We start from the raw sequence: 15,864 nt of genomic DNA on the forward strand, positions 1-15,864 counted from the left end.
GTTTATATCATGTAATTATTGGGAAATCATTTTAAGAGTGAATTTGATTGGAGGAGATTCTTGATGGCTAGAAAAAGTATCATTTGGGCGATTGTTGTCTTCTTTATTACATACGCACTATTCTCTATTGCCGGATTCTTGTTCCCCATCGACAGAGAATGGTATGACGCATTGAATAAACCAGAATGGACGCCTGGTGGCGGTGTGATTGGTGCTGTGTGGGCTGTCTTATTTGCACTCATCTCATTGTCCGCAGCGATCATTTATGGAAAATATGGATTCCAAAAAATCACTTTACCATTTTGGATTCTTTTCCTTTTAAATTATGTTTTCAATCAAGCCTTTAGCTTTTTTCAATTTACACAAAAGGATTTGTTTGTAGCTACAATCGACTGCCTTCTCGTCGCACTGACAGCACTTGCACTTGTCATCGTCTCACGTAAACTAAGCAAAGTCGTTCCAATTTTACTGATTCCTTATGTCTTATGGGGATTCTTTGCCACATACTTGTCTTATACGATCTATTCCATGAATATGTAAAAAAAAGACCGCCATGATACGGTCTTTCGTTTTGGAGAAAATAAAAAAGAGATCTTTGACAAGATCTCTTTTAAAAATGACCCGTACGGGATTCGAACCCGTGTTACCGCCGTGAAAGGGCGGTGTCTTAACCGCTTGACCAACGGGCCAGATCAATGGCGGAGAAGGAGGGATTTGAACCCTCGCGCCGCTTACGCGACCTACACCCTTAGCAGGGGCGCCTCTTCAGCCACTTGAGTACTTCTCCATTTGGCTCCGCAGGTAGGATTCGAACCTACGACCGATCGGTTAACAGCCGATAGCTCTACCACTGAGCTACTGCGGAAGATCATGGTGGGCCTGAGTGGACTCGAACCACCGACCTCACGCTTATCAGGCGTGCGCTCTAACCAGCTGAGCTACAGGCCCATGAACAGATATACAAATGGAGCGGGTGATGGGAATCGAACCCACGACATCAGCTTGGAAGGCTGAGGTTTTACCACTAAACTACACCCGCAAAAATATGTATGGGGCGATTGATGGGAATCGAACCCACGAGTGCCAGAGCCACAATCTGGTGCGTTAACCACTTCGCCACAACCGCCATACTATGAATATTTTTATAAAAGTGGCTCGGGACGGAATCGAACCGCCGACACACGGATTTTCAGTCCGTTGCTCTACCAACTGAGCTACCGAGCCAAGTATTCTTTTGAAAAATGGCGGTCCGGACGGGACTCGAACCCGCGACCTCCTGCGTGACAGGCAGGCATTCTAACCAACTGAACTACCGGACCATTTTGGTTGCGGGGGCAGGATTTGAACCTGCGACCTTCGGGTTATGAGCCCGACGAGCTACCGAACTGCTCCACCCCGCGATGATATGGGTTTTAAAAAATATGGCGGAGGAAGAGGGATTCGAACCCCCGCGGGCTTTGACACCCCTGTCGGTTTTCAAGACCGATCCCTTCAGCCGGACTTGGGTATTCCTCCGTATAGATGGTGGACCTTGTAGGACTCGAACCTACGACCGGACGGTTATGAGCCGTCTGCTCTAACCAACTGAGCTAAAGGTCCTTTATAGCGGCGGAGGGGATCGAACCCCCGACCTCACGGGTATGAACCGTACGCTCTAGCCAGCTGAGCTACACCGCCATGATCAAAATAATCTTTTAAAAAGTGGAGCCTAGCGGGATCGAACCGCTGACCTCCTGCGTGCAAGGCAGGCGCTCTCCCAGCTGAGCTAAGGCCCCATAAAAGATGGTCGGGAAGACAGGATTCGAACCTGCGACCCCTTGGTCCCAAACCAAGTGCTCTACCAAGCTGAGCTACTTCCCGATCTTAATGGCGCGCCCGAGAGGAGTCGAACCCCTAACCTTTTGATCCGTAGTCAAACGCTCTATCCAATTGAGCTACGGGCGCTTATTTATAATGCCGAGGGCCGGACTTGAACCGGCACGGTAGTCACCTACCGCAGGATTTTAAGTCCTGTGTGTCTGCCAATTCCACCACCCCGGCGTGGATGGTATAAGCGGAAGACGGGATTCGAACCCGCGACCCCCACCTTGGCAAGGTGGTGTTCTACCACTGAACTACTTCCGCATTACAGGATTTCTTTATTTTATTTGGCAATGCGGGTGAAGGGACTTGAACCCCCACGTCATAAAGACACTAGATCCTAAGTCTAGCGCGTCTGCCAATTCCGCCACACCCGCATGAAACATGGTGAGCCATGAAGGACTCGAACCTTCGACCCTCTGATTAAAAGTCAGATGCTCTACCAACTGAGCTAATGGCTCGCTTTAAAAGCGACTTGTCTATCTTACCATATGAAAGTGGTGCCGGCAAGAGGACTTGAACCCCCAACCTACTGATTACAAGTCAGTTGCTCTACCAGTTGAGCTACACCGGCTTTATCTATCCTAACATTATGTAAGAATAAATATGGTGGAGGATGACGGGCTCGAACCGCCGACCCTCTGCTTGTAAGGCAGATGCTCTCCCAGCTGAGCTAATCCTCCACTATGTAGGAATCTCTCGATCCGACAAAGATTATTATATACAGGTTTTAATCATTTGTAAAGGCTATATTAAAAAAATTTTATTTCAATTTTCATTGCGTATTTCTTTTAACAAATGATCGTCATTTCACCTATTCAAACAGCTGCTGTTCCACGTTCAGCAGCTGAACTTCTCTCTTCTATATTCTCTTTTAAAACGTTCGATTCCTTTAGAAATATTAGCAGTCCCTCATTTTTATACTTTAATGATATATGTAATCTCTTTAGCCGTAAGCATTTATAAAAATCATATAGGCTTACACATCTTTAATTTCCCTATATAAGCTGATACTCTATCTCTCTATTGTTTTTTATAGATATGTTTTATGCGATAGGCTCATTTTCTCTTTATATCCAAGTATTTTACACGCTGCTTGTGGACATAAAATGAAGCCACGATCTTTTATCAAACAAGTGAATGTATGTACCCTCAACTTGCACAAAAAAGACCAGTTCCGACTGGAACTGATCCTTATAGAAGCTTGGCGGCGTCCTACTCTCACAGGGGGAAACCCCCAACTACCATCGGCGCTGAAGAGCTTAACTTCCGTGTTCGGTATGGGAACGGGTGTGACCTCTTCGCTATCGCCACCAAACCTGATGGAGAGAATGTTCTCTCAAAACTAGATAACAATGTTCATGCTTCACATTAGAATATAGGTTAAGTCCTCGATCTATTAGTATCTGTCAGCTCCACGTGTCACCACGCTTCCACCTCAGACCTATCAACCTGATCATCTTTCAGGGATCTTACTTCCTTGCGGAATGGGAAATCTCATCTTGAGGGGGGCTTCATGCTTAGATGCTTTCAGCACTTATCCCGTCCGCACATAGCTACCCAGCGATGCCCTTGGCAGAACAACTGGTACACCAGCGGTGCGTCCATCCCGGTCCTCTCGTACTAAGGACAGCTCCTCTCAAATTTCCTGCGCCCGCGACGGATAGGGACCGAACTGTCTCACGACGTTCTGAACCCAGCTCGCGTACCGCTTTAATGGGCGAACAGCCCAACCCTTGGGACCGACTACAGCCCCAGGATGCGATGAGCCGACATCGAGGTGCCAAACCTCCCCGTCGATGTGGACTCTTGGGGGAGATAAGCCTGTTATCCCCGGGGTAGCTTTTATCCGTTGAGCGATGGCCCTTCCATGCGGAACCACCGGATCACTAAGCCCGACTTTCGTCCCTGCTCGACTTGTAGGTCTCGCAGTCAAGCTCCCTTGTGCCTTTACACTCTGCGAATGATTTCCAACCATTCTGAGGGAACCTTTGGGCGCCTCCGTTACATTTTAGGAGGCGACCGCCCCAGTCAAACTGCCCACCTGACACTGTCTCCCTGCCCGATAAGGGCAGCGGGTTAGAAGGTCAATACAGCCAGGGTAGTATCCCACCGATGCCTCCACCGAAGCTAGCGCTCCGGTTTCCAAGGCTCCTACCTATCCTGTACAAGCTGTACCAACATTCAATATCAGGCTGCAGTAAAGCTCCACGGGGTCTTTCCGTCCTGTCGCGGGTAACCTGCATCTTCACAGGTACTATAATTTCACCGAGTCTCTCGTTGAGACAGTGCCCAGATCGTTGCGCCTTTCGTGCGGGTCGGAACTTACCCGACAAGGAATTTCGCTACCTTAGGACCGTTATAGTTACGGCCGCCGTTTACTGGGGCTTCAATTCGCACCTTCGCTTACGCTAAGCGCTCCTCTTAACCTTCCAGCACCGGGCAGGCGTCAGCCCCTATACTTCGCCTTACGGCTTCGCAGAGACCTGTGTTTTTGCTAAACAGTCGCCTGGGCCTATTCACTGCGGCTTCTCGGGGCTTTAACACCCTAAGAAGCACCCCTTCTCCCGAAGTTACGGGGTCATTTTGCCGAGTTCCTTAACGAGAGTTCTCTCGATCACCTTAGGATTCTCTCCTCGCCTACCTGTGTCGGTTTGCGGTACGGGCACCTCTCACCTCGCTAGAGGCTTTTCTTGGCAGTGTGGAATCAGGAACTTCGCTACTAAATTTCGCTCGCCATCACAGCTCAGCCTTCACGGGAAACGGATTTGCCTATTTCCCAGCCTAACTGCTTGGACGCGGATATCCAATACCGCGCTTACCCTATCCTCCTGCGTCCCCCCATTGCTCAAATGGTGAGGAGGTGGTACAGGAATATCAACCTGTTGTCCATCGCCTACGCCTTTCGGCCTCGGCTTAGGTCCCGACTAACCCTGAGCGGACGAGCCTTCCTCAGGAAACCTTAGGCATTCGGTGGACGGGATTCTCACCCGTCTTTCGCTACTCATACCGGCATTCTCACTTCTAAGCGCTCCACCAGTCCTTCCGGTCTGGCTTCACAGCCCTTAGAACGCTCTCCTACCACTGTTCGTAAGAACAGTCCGCAGCTTCGGTGATACGTTTAGCCCCGGTACATTTTCGGCGCAGAGTCACTCGACCAGTGAGCTATTACGCACTCTTTAAATGGTGGCTGCTTCTAAGCCAACATCCTGGTTGTCTAAGCAACTCCACATCCTTTTCCACTTAACGTATACTTTGGGACCTTAGCTGGCGGTCTGGGCTGTTTCCCTTTCGACTACGGATCTTATCACTCGCAGTCTGACTCCCAAGGATAAGTCATCGGCATTCGGAGTTTGACTGAATTCGGTAACCCGGTAGGGGCCCCTAGTCCAATCAGTGCTCTACCTCCGAGACTCTTACCTTGAGGCTAGCCCTAAAGCTATTTCGGAGAGAACCAGCTATCTCCAGGTTCGATTGGCATTTCACCCCTACCCACACCTCATCCCCGCACTTTTCAACGTGCGTGGGTTCGGGCCTCCATTCAGTGTTACCTGAACTTCACCCTGGACATGGGTAGATCACCTGGTTTCGGGTCTACGACCACGTACTCATGCGCCCTATTCAGACTCGCTTTCGCTGCGGCTCCGCATCTTCTGCTTAACCTTGCACGGGATCGTAACTCGCCGGTTCATTCTACAAAAGGCACGCCATCACCCGTTAACGGGCTCTGACTACTTGTAGGCACACGGTTTCAGGATCTATTTCACTCCCCTTCCGGGGTGCTTTTCACCTTTCCCTCACGGTACTGGTTCACTATCGGTCACTAGGGAGTATTTAGCCTTGGGAGATGGTCCTCCCGGATTCCGACGGAATTTCACGTGTTCCGCCGTACTCAGGATCCACTCTGGAGAGAATAACATTTCAGTTACAGGGCTGTTACCTTCTTTGGCGGGCCTTTCCAGACCTCTTCGCTTATATCATTCCTTTGTAACTCCGTATAGAGTGTCCTACAACCCCAAGAGGCAAGCCTCTTGGTTTGGGCTGTTCCCGTTTCGCTCGCCGCTACTCAGGGAATCGCATTTGCTTTCTCTTCCTCCGGGTACTTAGATGTTTCAGTTCCCCGGGTATGCCTTCTCATACTCTATGTATTCAAGTATGGATACTACTCCATTACGAGCAGTGGGTTTCCCCATTCGGAAATCTCCGGATCAAAGCTTGCTTACAGCTCCCCGAAGCATATCGGTGTTCGTCCCGTCCTTCATCGGCTCCTAGTGCCAAGGCATCCACCGTGCGCCCTTTCTAACTTAACCATTTCTTACTTTAGAAAGAATCACTATGTGTGATGAACTTTGCATTGCATTCAATGTGAATGTATTACTTATTGTTATCTAGTTTTCAAAGAACAATCCTGTCTCGCTAGAGACATGTTTTGAAGGAATGATCCTTCAAAACTAAACAAGACGAAAACGTACGCTGCTCCATATATCCTTAGAAAGGAGGTGATCCAGCCGCACCTTCCGATACGGCTACCTTGTTACGACTTCACCCCAATCATCTGCCCCACCTTCGGCGGCTGGCTCCATAAAGGTTACCTCACCGACTTCGGGTGTTGCAAACTCTCGTGGTGTGACGGGCGGTGTGTACAAGGCCCGGGAACGTATTCACCGCGGCATGCTGATCCGCGATTACTAGCGATTCCAGCTTCACGCAGTCGAGTTGCAGACTGCGATCCGAACTGAGAACAGATTTATGGGATTGGCTAAACCTTGCGGTCTTGCAGCCCTTTGTTCTGTCCATTGTAGCACGTGTGTAGCCCAGGTCATAAGGGGCATGATGATTTGACGTCATCCCCACCTTCCTCCGGTTTGTCACCGGCAGTCACCTTAGAGTGCCCAACTGAATGCTGGCAACTAAGATCAAGGGTTGCGCTCGTTGCGGGACTTAACCCAACATCTCACGACACGAGCTGACGACAACCATGCACCACCTGTCACTCTGTCCCCGAAGGGAAAGCCCTATCTCTAGGGTTGTCAGAGGATGTCAAGACCTGGTAAGGTTCTTCGCGTTGCTTCGAATTAAACCACATGCTCCACCGCTTGTGCGGGCCCCCGTCAATTCCTTTGAGTTTCAGTCTTGCGACCGTACTCCCCAGGCGGAGTGCTTAATGCGTTAGCTGCAGCACTAAGGGGCGGAAACCCCCTAACACTTAGCACTCATCGTTTACGGCGTGGACTACCAGGGTATCTAATCCTGTTCGCTCCCCACGCTTTCGCTCCTCAGCGTCAGTTACAGACCAGAGAGTCGCCTTCGCCACTGGTGTTCCTCCACATCTCTACGCATTTCACCGCTACACGTGGAATTCCACTCTCCTCTTCTGCACTCAAGTTTCCCAGTTTCCAATGACCCTCCCCGGTTGAGCCGGGGGCTTTCACATCAGACTTAAGAAACCGCCTGCGAGCCCTTTACGCCCAATAATTCCGGACAACGCTTGCCACCTACGTATTACCGCGGCTGCTGGCACGTAGTTAGCCGTGGCTTTCTGGTTAGGTACCGTCAAGGTGCGAGCAGTTACTCTCGCACTTGTTCTTCCCTAACAACAGAGCTTTACGATCCGAAAACCTTCATCACTCACGCGGCGTTGCTCCGTCAGACTTTCGTCCATTGCGGAAGATTCCCTACTGCTGCCTCCCGTAGGAGTCTGGGCCGTGTCTCAGTCCCAGTGTGGCCGATCACCCTCTCAGGTCGGCTACGCATCGTCGCCTTGGTGAGCCATTACCCCACCAACTAGCTAATGCGCCGCGGGTCCATCTGTAAGTGACAGCCGAAACCGTCTTTCATCCTTGAACCATGCGGTTCAAGGAACTATCCGGTATTAGCTCCGGTTTCCCGGAGTTATCCCAGTCTTACAGGCAGGTTACCCACGTGTTACTCACCCGTCCGCCGCTAACATCCGGGAGCAAGCTCCCTTCTGTCCGCTCGACTTGCATGTATTAGGCACGCCGCCAGCGTTCGTCCTGAGCCAGGATCAAACTCTCCGAGGTATGCAGGATGCATATCACACATGCGTTGCTACACGATGTAGCGAACTTAGCATGTGATCATTTCCTGCCTCGCCAGTTTGACTGACTACCTATGAAGTATCATAGGATTTTTTATAAAAAATCGAATTAACAGGTACGTTTTGTCTTGTTTAGTTTTCAAAGATCATCTTCGCCGTCTCTCAGAGGCGACTTTATTAATATAACATTCTATCAAGATAAAGTCAACAACTTTTTTCTTAATGTTATTTATCAACCGCGCTGTTTCAGCGGCGAATACAAATATAACACCTTTTGAAAGAAGAAACAAGTATTTTTTCTAAATAATTTATTTTTCCTTATCTCTTCCTATATATTGATACAAATGCTGCTTATCTCGGGAATTATCTATTGTTGATCCTGCAGGTCTTTAGTATATTTATAATAGATTGAAACTAAATAACCGCAGGGGGAGCTTTGTGCTGAGAGTGAACATTCGTTGTTCTGACCCTTTGAACCTGTCAGTTAATACTGAAGTAGGAATGTGGAATCACTTGAATACATACGGTGTATTCAAATCGATATGTTTTCTATGAATAACATACTCATCCTTACACGGTCTCTCCTTGCTCAATTCATGAAAAAGGAGATTTTTTTATGCAGCAATCAAATCAATTGGTACGACTGATGGAAATCGCAATTATGACTTCACTTGCACTTGTATTAGATTACTTATCAGGTCTCTTTTTAAGAATGCCCAATGGCGGTTCTCTTGCGCTGATTATGATTCCCGTCATTCTCATGTCTATTAGATGGGGAATATCTACCGGATTTATCATCGGTGTGTTAATCGCAGGTCTTCAGCTGATGAATAGCCCGATCATCGCTACACCTGTTCAAGGATTCCTCGATTACTTCGTTGCATCTGTTGTCATTTCTTTAAGCGGCCTGTTTTCTGGACTGATCAAAAAAGCCATTCAGGATCAAAAGCGAAAACAGCAATTCTTCTATATTACCCTAGCTGTTTTTATTGCTAGTTTCTTCAGGCTGCTGACGTTCTTTATTTCTGGCGTCGTTTTCTTTTCTCAATATGCACCGAAAGGAACACCAGGATGGGTTTATTCTTTAGTTTATAACAGCACATATATGGTTCCTTCATTTATTATTTGCAGTATTGTTCTTTGTATACTTATCCCAAGTGCATCCCGTTTGGTTTTTCCTCATCAAAAATAACCGGCTGATTTCAGCTGGTTATTTTTTTATGCATAATTTGCTGCTCTATGGAATCTATTAATAGTAGAAGATTTCATGCTGGAGGTACGACAATGAGCCCTTACTCCATTATGCTGTGCTGTTATATTCTCAGTCTTGCTTATTTTTTGGCAGGCTTCTATGAAGCTTTAAAAATAGCAGGCGTGAAAGGAAAAGTAGAAGCTTCACCGTTTATTTCTTACATGTTGCTTGCTGTGCTCTTCACTTTTTTCTCTCATTATTACTGGAAGCTGACGATTTAATTCGCTGTACATGGTTATTCAATATAGACAGCTCCCATCCATACCCTATTTCATTATGGTTCTCGCCAGCCAGCTCGAACTGGCTGGTAACGACAAAACTAGGTTGAAGTTTTTGATAAAATTGTTTTGCCGAATTTTGTTCAAACACCCATAGCATCAACTTCTGATACCCTTTTTCTATTAAATAATCGACACCTTTAGCAATTAAGGCAATACCCGCACCTGATTTCTGTTTCTGTTGTAATAAATAGATGGCATATAGCTCTCCATCATATGTAGAATAACGTTCGTCACGTTGTTTTCCGAAAGAAGCAAAACCAAATACGCCATCCGCATCTTCTGCGACAAACGTCCCTTCAAGTGACCTTCTTCTCCAGCTCTCTTTCCGATCTTCAATGTTTAAACCATCTAAATACTCCTGCGAAATAATCCCCTGATAAGTCGTCTGCCAGCTTTTCACATGAATCTCAGCGATTTTTGGAATATCTTGATGTACCGCGTGTCTCACCTTCATCCGCGCCACTCCTACTCACTGTTTTTATCCTATTTATATTATGATAAATTCTTATTTTTTAAAATTCAATCAATAAAGGATATCCGTTGACATTTTGTCAACACACCTTTATATTGGGTACGACTTCTTCTATAGAAGAGTTGATACATAATGAAAAGGATGGCGTAGAAAATGGATATTAAGACAACAGAGCTTGGGCAAATTTTAAAGGAAAAATTGCAGCAACGCTCTTTATCTTTAAGAGAGCTCAGCACATACACAGGAATCGATAAAGCGACACTGTCCAGAATCATGAATGGAAAAAGAAAACCCACTTTGAATCATCTGCAGCGGCTTTCAGAATCTCTGAACATATCATTAGATCAACTATTGACTGCTTCAGGGTATCCAATTAAAAACGAAAAGGCGCACGGTGATACGTTCATTCAAGCGGTAGAAGAGATTGAAAAAACCCTAAAAGATCAAGAGATCTACGACGGTACGTTTAGTCAGACCAAATTGGAACAAAAGTTAAACGAATACGAAGTCTACAGCCAAACAGCTGAAGGAAAAGAAACGATTACGGCAAAGTTTGAAAAAAAGATGAAGACGCTAAGCGGCGTCGGGCCATTTCTTGAGCAGTTGAAAAACATGTACAGTTTATTCATAAATGGACGAGGAACTCCTCGAGAATTGATGCTGATGGGAGGCGCACTCCTTTATTTCATTATGCCTGTTGATTTAATACCAGATTATATTTTTCCGATCGGCTATATTGATGACGCTGCCGCGGTGCAAGTCATATTAAACCAACTGACAAATAGGGCATAGCAGGAAAAGAATCCATGAAAAAACAGTACAGCATTGACTTCGCACTTTTACTCACTGTTATTTGTTTATTTGTCATCAGCCTACTAGCTGTTTATAGCGGATCGGGACAGTATGAAACGCAAGATATGCTTTATTTCGTCAAAAGGCAAATTTTCTGGTATATCGTCGGTTTCGGTCTCATGGCAGCAGTTGCCTACTTTGATTATGAGCTGCTTGAGCGTTTATCTTTTCGGTTATTTGCAGGTGGTATTTTTCTCATTATTCTTGTGCATTTTTTCGGAACGAGTCAAAATGGTTCCCAAAGGTGGATCAGCTTCGGTTCAATCAAAATTCAGCCATCAGAGTTCATGAAAATTTTTGTGATCCTGCTGCTTGCGGCTGTCTTGAACCAATACAAGCATCAGCGATTTTCTTTTCAAGAAAGCATCATTCCTACAACTAAAGTCATTTGCTGGACGATCGTCCCTTTTTTCCTCATCTTAATTCAGCCTGATTTAGGAACAGCGCTCGTGATCTTATCCATTGCCTTTACACTGATGCTTGTATCAGGGATTTCGAGCAAGATGACGGCTACATTAATGGCTGCTTTTCTTGCACTTCTTGCCTTTTTGATCTATCTGCACAATCATCATTTTGAGCATTTTACGAAAATCATTAAGCCTCATCAGCTTGATCGCATTTATGGGTGGCTCTCTCCTGATGAATTTGATTCAACATACGGGTATCAGCTGAAACAATCGATACTCGGCATTGGATCAGGTCAATTATCAGGGAGCGGTTTTACAAAGGGGCAACAAGTACAAGGTGGCAATATCCCTGAAGCCCATACGGATTTTATATTTGCCGTCATTGGTGAGGAGTTTGGTTTTATTGGCGCCTCTCTTTTGATGTGTCTGTACTTAATGATGATTTACCGAATCATTCACGTGGCTATGCACGCTAATACACTCTATGGATTATACATATGTGCAGGTGTCGTTGGGCTGATCATGTTTCAAGTTTTCCAAAACGTAGGGATGACAATCGGTTTAATGCCTGTGACGGGACTTGCACTTCCTTTTATCAGCTATGGAGGCAGTGCGCTATTGACCAACATGATCGCCATTGGTCTCGTGTTTAGTGTCAATCTTAGATCATCATCCTATATGTTTGGTCGCAATTGGGGTTGAAGATGATGACATTCCTTTTATCCCATCTCAAAAGAATCGACCGCATTCTTGTTGGTACGATTGTGTTTCTCTGCTTATTTGGTTTACTGATGGTCTACAGTGCAAGTTATCCTTTAGGAGAAGTGAAGTATGAACAGGGCAGCTATTTCTTTATCAAACAATGGCAATGGCTCGTGATGGGGGGATTCTTTTTCTTCATTGCCGCTCTTCTCCCTTATCAGATTTATCGCAAATGGATAAAGTGGCTTGTCTTACTGTCATTGCTATGTCTCATCCTTGTCCTGCTTCCTGGAATTGGTGTTGTCAAAAATAATTCACAGCGGTGGATTCATCTAGGTTCTCTCATGCTCCAGCCTTCAGAAGCTGTGAAACTAGTGATGGTGATCTATTTTGCCTATGTGTATGCGAAAAAACAAGCGTACATTACATCTTTTAAAAAAGGTGTAATGCCCCCACTCATTCTTTTAGGGATTGCTTTTTTATTGATCTTAAAGCAGCCGGATTTAGGCACAGCTGTGTCTATTTTATTAAGCTGCGGCATTATTTTATTATGCGCTGGACTGAAAACGCGCCATCTTATTTTACTGGGATGGACTGCCGCAGCGGGAATCACTTTTTTTGCTGTGACAGCTCCTTACCGTTTAAAACGGCTGACTTCTTTTCGTAATCCTTTTCAGTATGAAAATGGGGATGGATATCAGCTGATTCATTCGTATTTCGCGATGAATTCAGGCGGGCTGACGGGAAATGGCTTAGGCGGAAGCATTCAAAAACTGGGCTTTCTTCCTGAAGCCCATACGGATTTTATCATGGCCATCATCAGTGAAGAACTGGGAATCATGGGGATTTTGCTTGTGATTGGTGCATATCTCCTCATCATGTATCGAGCCATGCGAATTGTGCAAGCTTTACACGACCCATTTGGAAAACTGTTAACGATCGGGCTCACGTTTCAAATCATGCTCCAAGCAGCCTTTAATCTAGGAGCTGTCTTCGGGCTTCTCCCCATTACAGGCATACCTCTTCCCTTTATTAGTTATGGCGGCTCCTCCTTAATGTTTATGATGATATCGGCTGGTATTCTCGTGAATCTTTCTTCATATGTAAAAAAGAATCCATATCGGGCGCATGCCAAATAGACACCTTCTGCTGGAAGGTGTCTTTTGATTTTATTCTTCTATTTGATGATTCGCTTTTTCGCTTTTTCTTGGTTGTTTGATCTCGTTTGTCAGCTCTTGAATGCTTTGCTTCACATTGCCTTTGCCAGAAAAGTTCTCAATAATTTCTTTCACATCTATTCCAGAGGATGCTTTCAGGCTTTCTTGCAGACTGGACATGAGGTTTGTGGCATAGCCAGTGACTTTATTAGCACCGCTGCCTTCTCCGTTACCGCCCGTATCCACAACAGTAATTTTATCAATGTTAGAAAGTGGTGCAGATACTTGCTTCGCATATTCAGGTAGCATTTTCACAATCATATCAAGAATGGCTGCCTGACCATACTGTTCGAATGCTTCAGCGATTTTCTCTTTCGCTTCGGCTTCTGCAAGTCCTTTTAGTCTAATGACTTCCGCTTCTGTTTCCCCTTTTGCACGATCCGCTTCCGCTTTGGCAAGCCCGTCAATACGGACTTTCTCAGCTTCTGCTTTGGCCATTGCTTCAATGCTGTATTTCTTGGCATCTGCTTCAGCGAGGCGTTTGGCTTTTTCCGCCGCAGCTGACTGCTCAACAGCATAACGGTCCGCATCTGCTTTCTTTTTCACTTCAGAATCGTATTGACGTTCACGACGCTGAATCTCTTTTTCTTCTAATTCAATTTGTTTCTGACGCTCAATGATTTTGACTTGCATTTCTTGTTCAGTTACGTGCTGACGGTTACGAGCTGTTTCTAGATCGTACGCTTGGTCAGCACTTGCTTTCGCTGTATCCTGTTCACGTCTGAATTCTGCTCTTTTCAGCTCATTAATCTTTTCTGCTTCAGCGATTTCAGTAGCACGCTCAAGCTCAGATTTCTTCGCATCTTTATCTGCTTCGGCACGTTTGATACGTGTTTCTTTATCTGCTTCAGCTGTTGCAATATCTGCATCGCGTTTTACTTGGGCAATTCTTGGTTTACCTAGAGATTCTAAATAGCCATTTTTATCACGAACATCTTTGATCGTAAACGATACAATGACAAGACCCATTTTCGCTAAATCTTGAGAAGCGACACGTTGTACTTCTTGAGAGAATTTCTCTCTATTTTTATAAATCTCTTCAACTGTCATTGATCCTAAGATGGAACGAAGATGGCCTTCTAATACTTCTCTTGCTTCGTTTTCGCGGTCTTCTTTTGTTTTCCCTAAAAATTGCTCTGCAGCAGTCGCGATTTCTTCAATCGATCCGCCAATTTTAATGATGGCTGTTCCATCCGCCATGACTGGTACACCTTGTTCGGTATAGACTTCAGGTGTTGAAACGTCTAGCTTGCTAGATAGTAAGCTGAGCGGCTCTGCTTGTTGAAAGACTGGAAGTACAAAGGTACCGCCGCCTCTCACAATCTTAATCTTGTTTCCACCTTCATCCACGTGGACATTTTTACTTCCTAGGTAACTTCCTGTGACGATTAATGCTTCATCTGGACCTGCTGTCCGGTATTTAGAAACAAATACACCAATAAGTGCAATAAGAATCACAAGCACAATTCCAATGATCACTAAAATCGTTGTTCCTGGCATAGCATTCCCTCCTAGATTTCTTCATTTGGTATAACAGATAAGACGCCTTTGTTCACTTCGACAACTAGCACACGGGTTCCATATGGAATCTCCTCTTGGTCGAAACTGACAGCTGGCTTTGAGATTTTCCCGCTATTACTGATTAACAGCACTTCTCCAAATCCGTCTTTTGGAACAGATACAATGATCTCCCCAGTTCTTCCTTTTAAATCGGCCTCCGTATAAGAGAGAGATTCTTCAGCAGAGGAAAGCGGGACTAATACAAATACATTCAAACAGGTCACAAGGATCACTGCGAGGATGGCAGATAATACTGCGCCAAGTCCACTTCCTACAATTGCTGTTTTTTCAGAGATAAACCCTCCAGCCGAGAAAAAGGTAAGAAATGCGAGGATCAATGTTGGTTGAAGGAATGGAACAGGGATCGCTTCAAATAATCCATCAAATACATCGCCGAAAAAGACGAAAACAAGTGTCAGGATTCCTGATATCATTAATATGTATAAATACAGCGTCTGAAGAGGCAGCCCGAACACATCCATCTTCCTCATCCTTTCTTCATGAAATGAACATCTTTTGTTTCATTTAGACCTCACCCACCTCCAATGTATTCCTTCTAACAGGTAATACGAACCACTTTTGTAAAGGTTTCATATTTCATCACAATTCTTCAAAGGGATTTTCGGATAGTTCAAGAATGATTGTCATGTACCCTTATGTTAAAATTTGATCTTGAGGTGATGAAGAAAATGAGTTTATTACATGAAGCAAGACAAGAATTGTGGCACGAGCTGCAAGGTTTGAACGAAGAACAATTGAACCAAAAATTATCTGATGATACTTGGAGTATTCAAGAGGTAGCAGATCATTTAAAGAAAATGGACCTAGTTGCAGCAAAACATCTAGCTGCTGAGGGGAAAAAAGCACCGATCAAAAAATATGAACCAAAGCCGGTGGAAATGGCAGAAGACCGTTCAAAAAAAGCCACTGCGCCTAGTATTGTTGCGCCTGACCGCAAGCATGTGACACCTACACATTTAAAGGATGAGCTGGATACAGCTCGTGAGCAGCTCAATCAAATTTTATCAACATTTACTGAGGAAGATTTCAAACGCGTCATTACACACCCTGTGTTTAAAGAGCTATCCCTTAAGCAATATCTTGATTTTATCGGCGCACACGAAAAACGCCATATTCATCAAATCAAAGAAATTAAAGAACAACTATAAAACATAAAAAGGACTCCCTTTAGGGAGCCTTTTT

The 15,864-nt window shown here is 45.3% G+C and carries 9 protein-coding genes, 21 tRNA genes, 3 rRNA genes and 1 riboswitch; of the genes, 6 read left to right on the top strand and 27 right to left on the bottom strand.

The window, feature by feature from the left end; translation table 11 throughout:
* Positions 1-63: 63 nt before the first annotated feature.
* Positions 64-540 (top strand): tryptophan-rich sensory protein, encoded by a 477-nt coding sequence (locus MHI08_RS13905; RefSeq protein WP_024424942.1) that lies wholly within the window; start codon positions 64-66, stop codon positions 538-540.
* A 77-nt stretch (positions 541-617) separates the two neighbouring features.
* Here MHI08_RS13905 and MHI08_RS13910 read toward each other — a convergent pair.
* From MHI08_RS13910 to MHI08_RS14025, 24 genes are all read right to left on the bottom strand, one after another.
* Positions 618-689 (bottom strand) — tRNA-Glu (locus MHI08_RS13910).
* Positions 690-696: 7 nt separating this feature from the next.
* Positions 697-787, bottom strand: a tRNA-Ser gene (locus MHI08_RS13915).
* Positions 788-790: 3 nt separating this feature from the next.
* Positions 791-865 (bottom strand) — tRNA-Asn (locus MHI08_RS13920).
* A gap of 6 nt (positions 866-871) precedes the next feature.
* A tRNA-Ile gene (locus MHI08_RS13925) sits at positions 872-948 on the bottom strand.
* Between the two features lie 17 nt (positions 949-965).
* Positions 966-1,039, bottom strand: a tRNA-Gly gene (locus MHI08_RS13930).
* 11 nt (positions 1,040-1,050) lie between these two features.
* Positions 1,051-1,126 (bottom strand) — tRNA-His (locus tag MHI08_RS13935).
* Between the two features lie 25 nt (positions 1,127-1,151).
* A tRNA-Phe gene (locus MHI08_RS13940) sits at positions 1,152-1,224 on the bottom strand.
* 18 nt (positions 1,225-1,242) lie between these two features.
* Positions 1,243-1,319 (bottom strand) — tRNA-Asp (locus MHI08_RS13945).
* A gap of 4 nt (positions 1,320-1,323) precedes the next feature.
* Positions 1,324-1,400: transfer RNA gene (locus MHI08_RS13950), tRNA-Met, on the bottom strand.
* 22 nt (positions 1,401-1,422) lie between these two features.
* Positions 1,423-1,515, bottom strand: a tRNA-Ser gene (locus MHI08_RS13955).
* Between the two features lie 7 nt (positions 1,516-1,522).
* Positions 1,523-1,599: transfer RNA gene (locus tag MHI08_RS13960), tRNA-Ile, on the bottom strand.
* A gap of 4 nt (positions 1,600-1,603) precedes the next feature.
* Positions 1,604-1,677 (bottom strand) — tRNA-Met (locus MHI08_RS13965).
* A 25-nt stretch (positions 1,678-1,702) separates the two neighbouring features.
* A tRNA-Ala gene (locus MHI08_RS13970) sits at positions 1,703-1,775 on the bottom strand.
* A gap of 8 nt (positions 1,776-1,783) precedes the next feature.
* Positions 1,784-1,860 (bottom strand) — tRNA-Pro (locus MHI08_RS13975).
* Positions 1,861-1,867: 7 nt separating this feature from the next.
* Positions 1,868-1,944: transfer RNA gene (locus MHI08_RS13980), tRNA-Arg, on the bottom strand.
* A gap of 10 nt (positions 1,945-1,954) precedes the next feature.
* Positions 1,955-2,040: transfer RNA gene (locus MHI08_RS13985), tRNA-Leu, on the bottom strand.
* 12 nt (positions 2,041-2,052) lie between these two features.
* Positions 2,053-2,124, bottom strand: a tRNA-Gly gene (locus tag MHI08_RS13990).
* A gap of 30 nt (positions 2,125-2,154) precedes the next feature.
* Positions 2,155-2,237 (bottom strand) — tRNA-Leu (locus tag MHI08_RS13995).
* A gap of 8 nt (positions 2,238-2,245) precedes the next feature.
* Positions 2,246-2,321: transfer RNA gene (locus MHI08_RS14000), tRNA-Lys, on the bottom strand.
* A 37-nt stretch (positions 2,322-2,358) separates the two neighbouring features.
* Positions 2,359-2,434 (bottom strand) — tRNA-Thr (locus MHI08_RS14005).
* A gap of 33 nt (positions 2,435-2,467) precedes the next feature.
* A tRNA-Val gene (locus MHI08_RS14010) sits at positions 2,468-2,543 on the bottom strand.
* 519 nt (positions 2,544-3,062) lie between these two features.
* Positions 3,063-3,178: ribosomal RNA gene (gene rrf / locus MHI08_RS14015) — 5S ribosomal RNA — on the bottom strand.
* Between the two features lie 61 nt (positions 3,179-3,239).
* Positions 3,240-6,170, bottom strand: a 23S ribosomal RNA gene (locus MHI08_RS14020).
* 182 nt (positions 6,171-6,352) lie between these two features.
* Positions 6,353-7,901 (bottom strand): 16S ribosomal RNA (locus MHI08_RS14025).
* The 16S, 23S and 5S rRNA genes sit together here, the layout of an rRNA operon.
* Positions 7,902-8,335: 434 nt before the next feature.
* Positions 8,336-8,437, top strand: a riboswitch (TPP riboswitch).
* 97 nt (positions 8,438-8,534) lie between these two features.
* On the opposite strand from MHI08_RS14025, the gene thiT reads away from it, so the two are divergent.
* Positions 8,535-9,110 carry an energy-coupled thiamine transporter ThiT gene (gene thiT, locus MHI08_RS14030; RefSeq protein ID WP_024423228.1) on the top strand — a complete coding sequence of 192 codons (576 nt, stop codon included), beginning with the start codon at positions 8,535-8,537 and terminating at the stop codon, positions 9,108-9,110.
* Between the two features lie 240 nt (positions 9,111-9,350).
* On the opposite strand, the gene MHI08_RS14035 is transcribed toward thiT, so the two are convergent.
* Complete coding sequence (locus tag MHI08_RS14035) at positions 9,351-9,905, bottom strand: GNAT family N-acetyltransferase (RefSeq protein WP_024423230.1); 555 nt, start codon at positions 9,903-9,905, stop codon at positions 9,351-9,353.
* A 171-nt stretch (positions 9,906-10,076) separates the two neighbouring features.
* Between MHI08_RS14035 and MHI08_RS14040 the strand changes: the two genes are divergently transcribed.
* The 3 genes from MHI08_RS14040 to ftsW are packed head-to-tail and all read left to right on the top strand — an operon-like array spanning position 10,077 to position 13,023.
* Positions 10,077-10,715, top strand: coding sequence for a helix-turn-helix domain-containing protein (locus MHI08_RS14040; RefSeq protein WP_024423231.1), 639 nt, complete (start codon positions 10,077-10,079; stop codon positions 10,713-10,715).
* A gap of 14 nt (positions 10,716-10,729) precedes the next feature.
* The gene (gene rodA / locus MHI08_RS14045) at positions 10,730-11,884 is read left to right on the top strand and encodes a rod shape-determining protein RodA (protein ID WP_151863281.1); all 1,155 of its coding nucleotides are present in this window, start codon (positions 10,730-10,732) and stop codon (positions 11,882-11,884) included.
* On the top strand, positions 11,881-13,023 hold the full coding sequence (ftsW, locus tag MHI08_RS14050) for a putative lipid II flippase FtsW (RefSeq protein ID WP_187470518.1): 1,143 nt from the start codon (positions 11,881-11,883) through the stop codon (positions 13,021-13,023). Before rodA ends, ftsW begins: the two co-directional genes overlap by 4 nt.
* 30 nt (positions 13,024-13,053) lie before the next feature.
* On the opposite strand, the gene MHI08_RS14055 is transcribed toward ftsW, so the two are convergent.
* Complete coding sequence (locus MHI08_RS14055; protein WP_024425881.1) at positions 13,054-14,601, bottom strand: flotillin family protein; 1,548 nt, start codon at positions 14,599-14,601, stop codon at positions 13,054-13,056.
* Positions 14,602-14,612: 11 nt separating this feature from the next.
* Complete coding sequence (locus MHI08_RS14060; RefSeq protein ID WP_034284306.1) at positions 14,613-15,143, bottom strand: hypothetical protein; 531 nt, start codon at positions 15,141-15,143, stop codon at positions 14,613-14,615.
* 207 nt (positions 15,144-15,350) lie between these two features.
* Between MHI08_RS14060 and MHI08_RS14065 the strand changes: the two genes are divergently transcribed.
* Positions 15,351-15,830, top strand: a complete 480-nt coding sequence (locus MHI08_RS14065) for a DinB family protein (RefSeq protein WP_277722880.1) — start codon at positions 15,351-15,353, stop codon at positions 15,828-15,830.
* Positions 15,831-15,864: the final 34 nt, after the last annotated feature.

This window comes from Bacillus sp. FSL M7-0791, assembly GCF_038627085.1.
Classification (GTDB): Bacteria; Bacillota; Bacilli; order Bacillales; family Bacillaceae; genus Bacillus; species Bacillus safensis.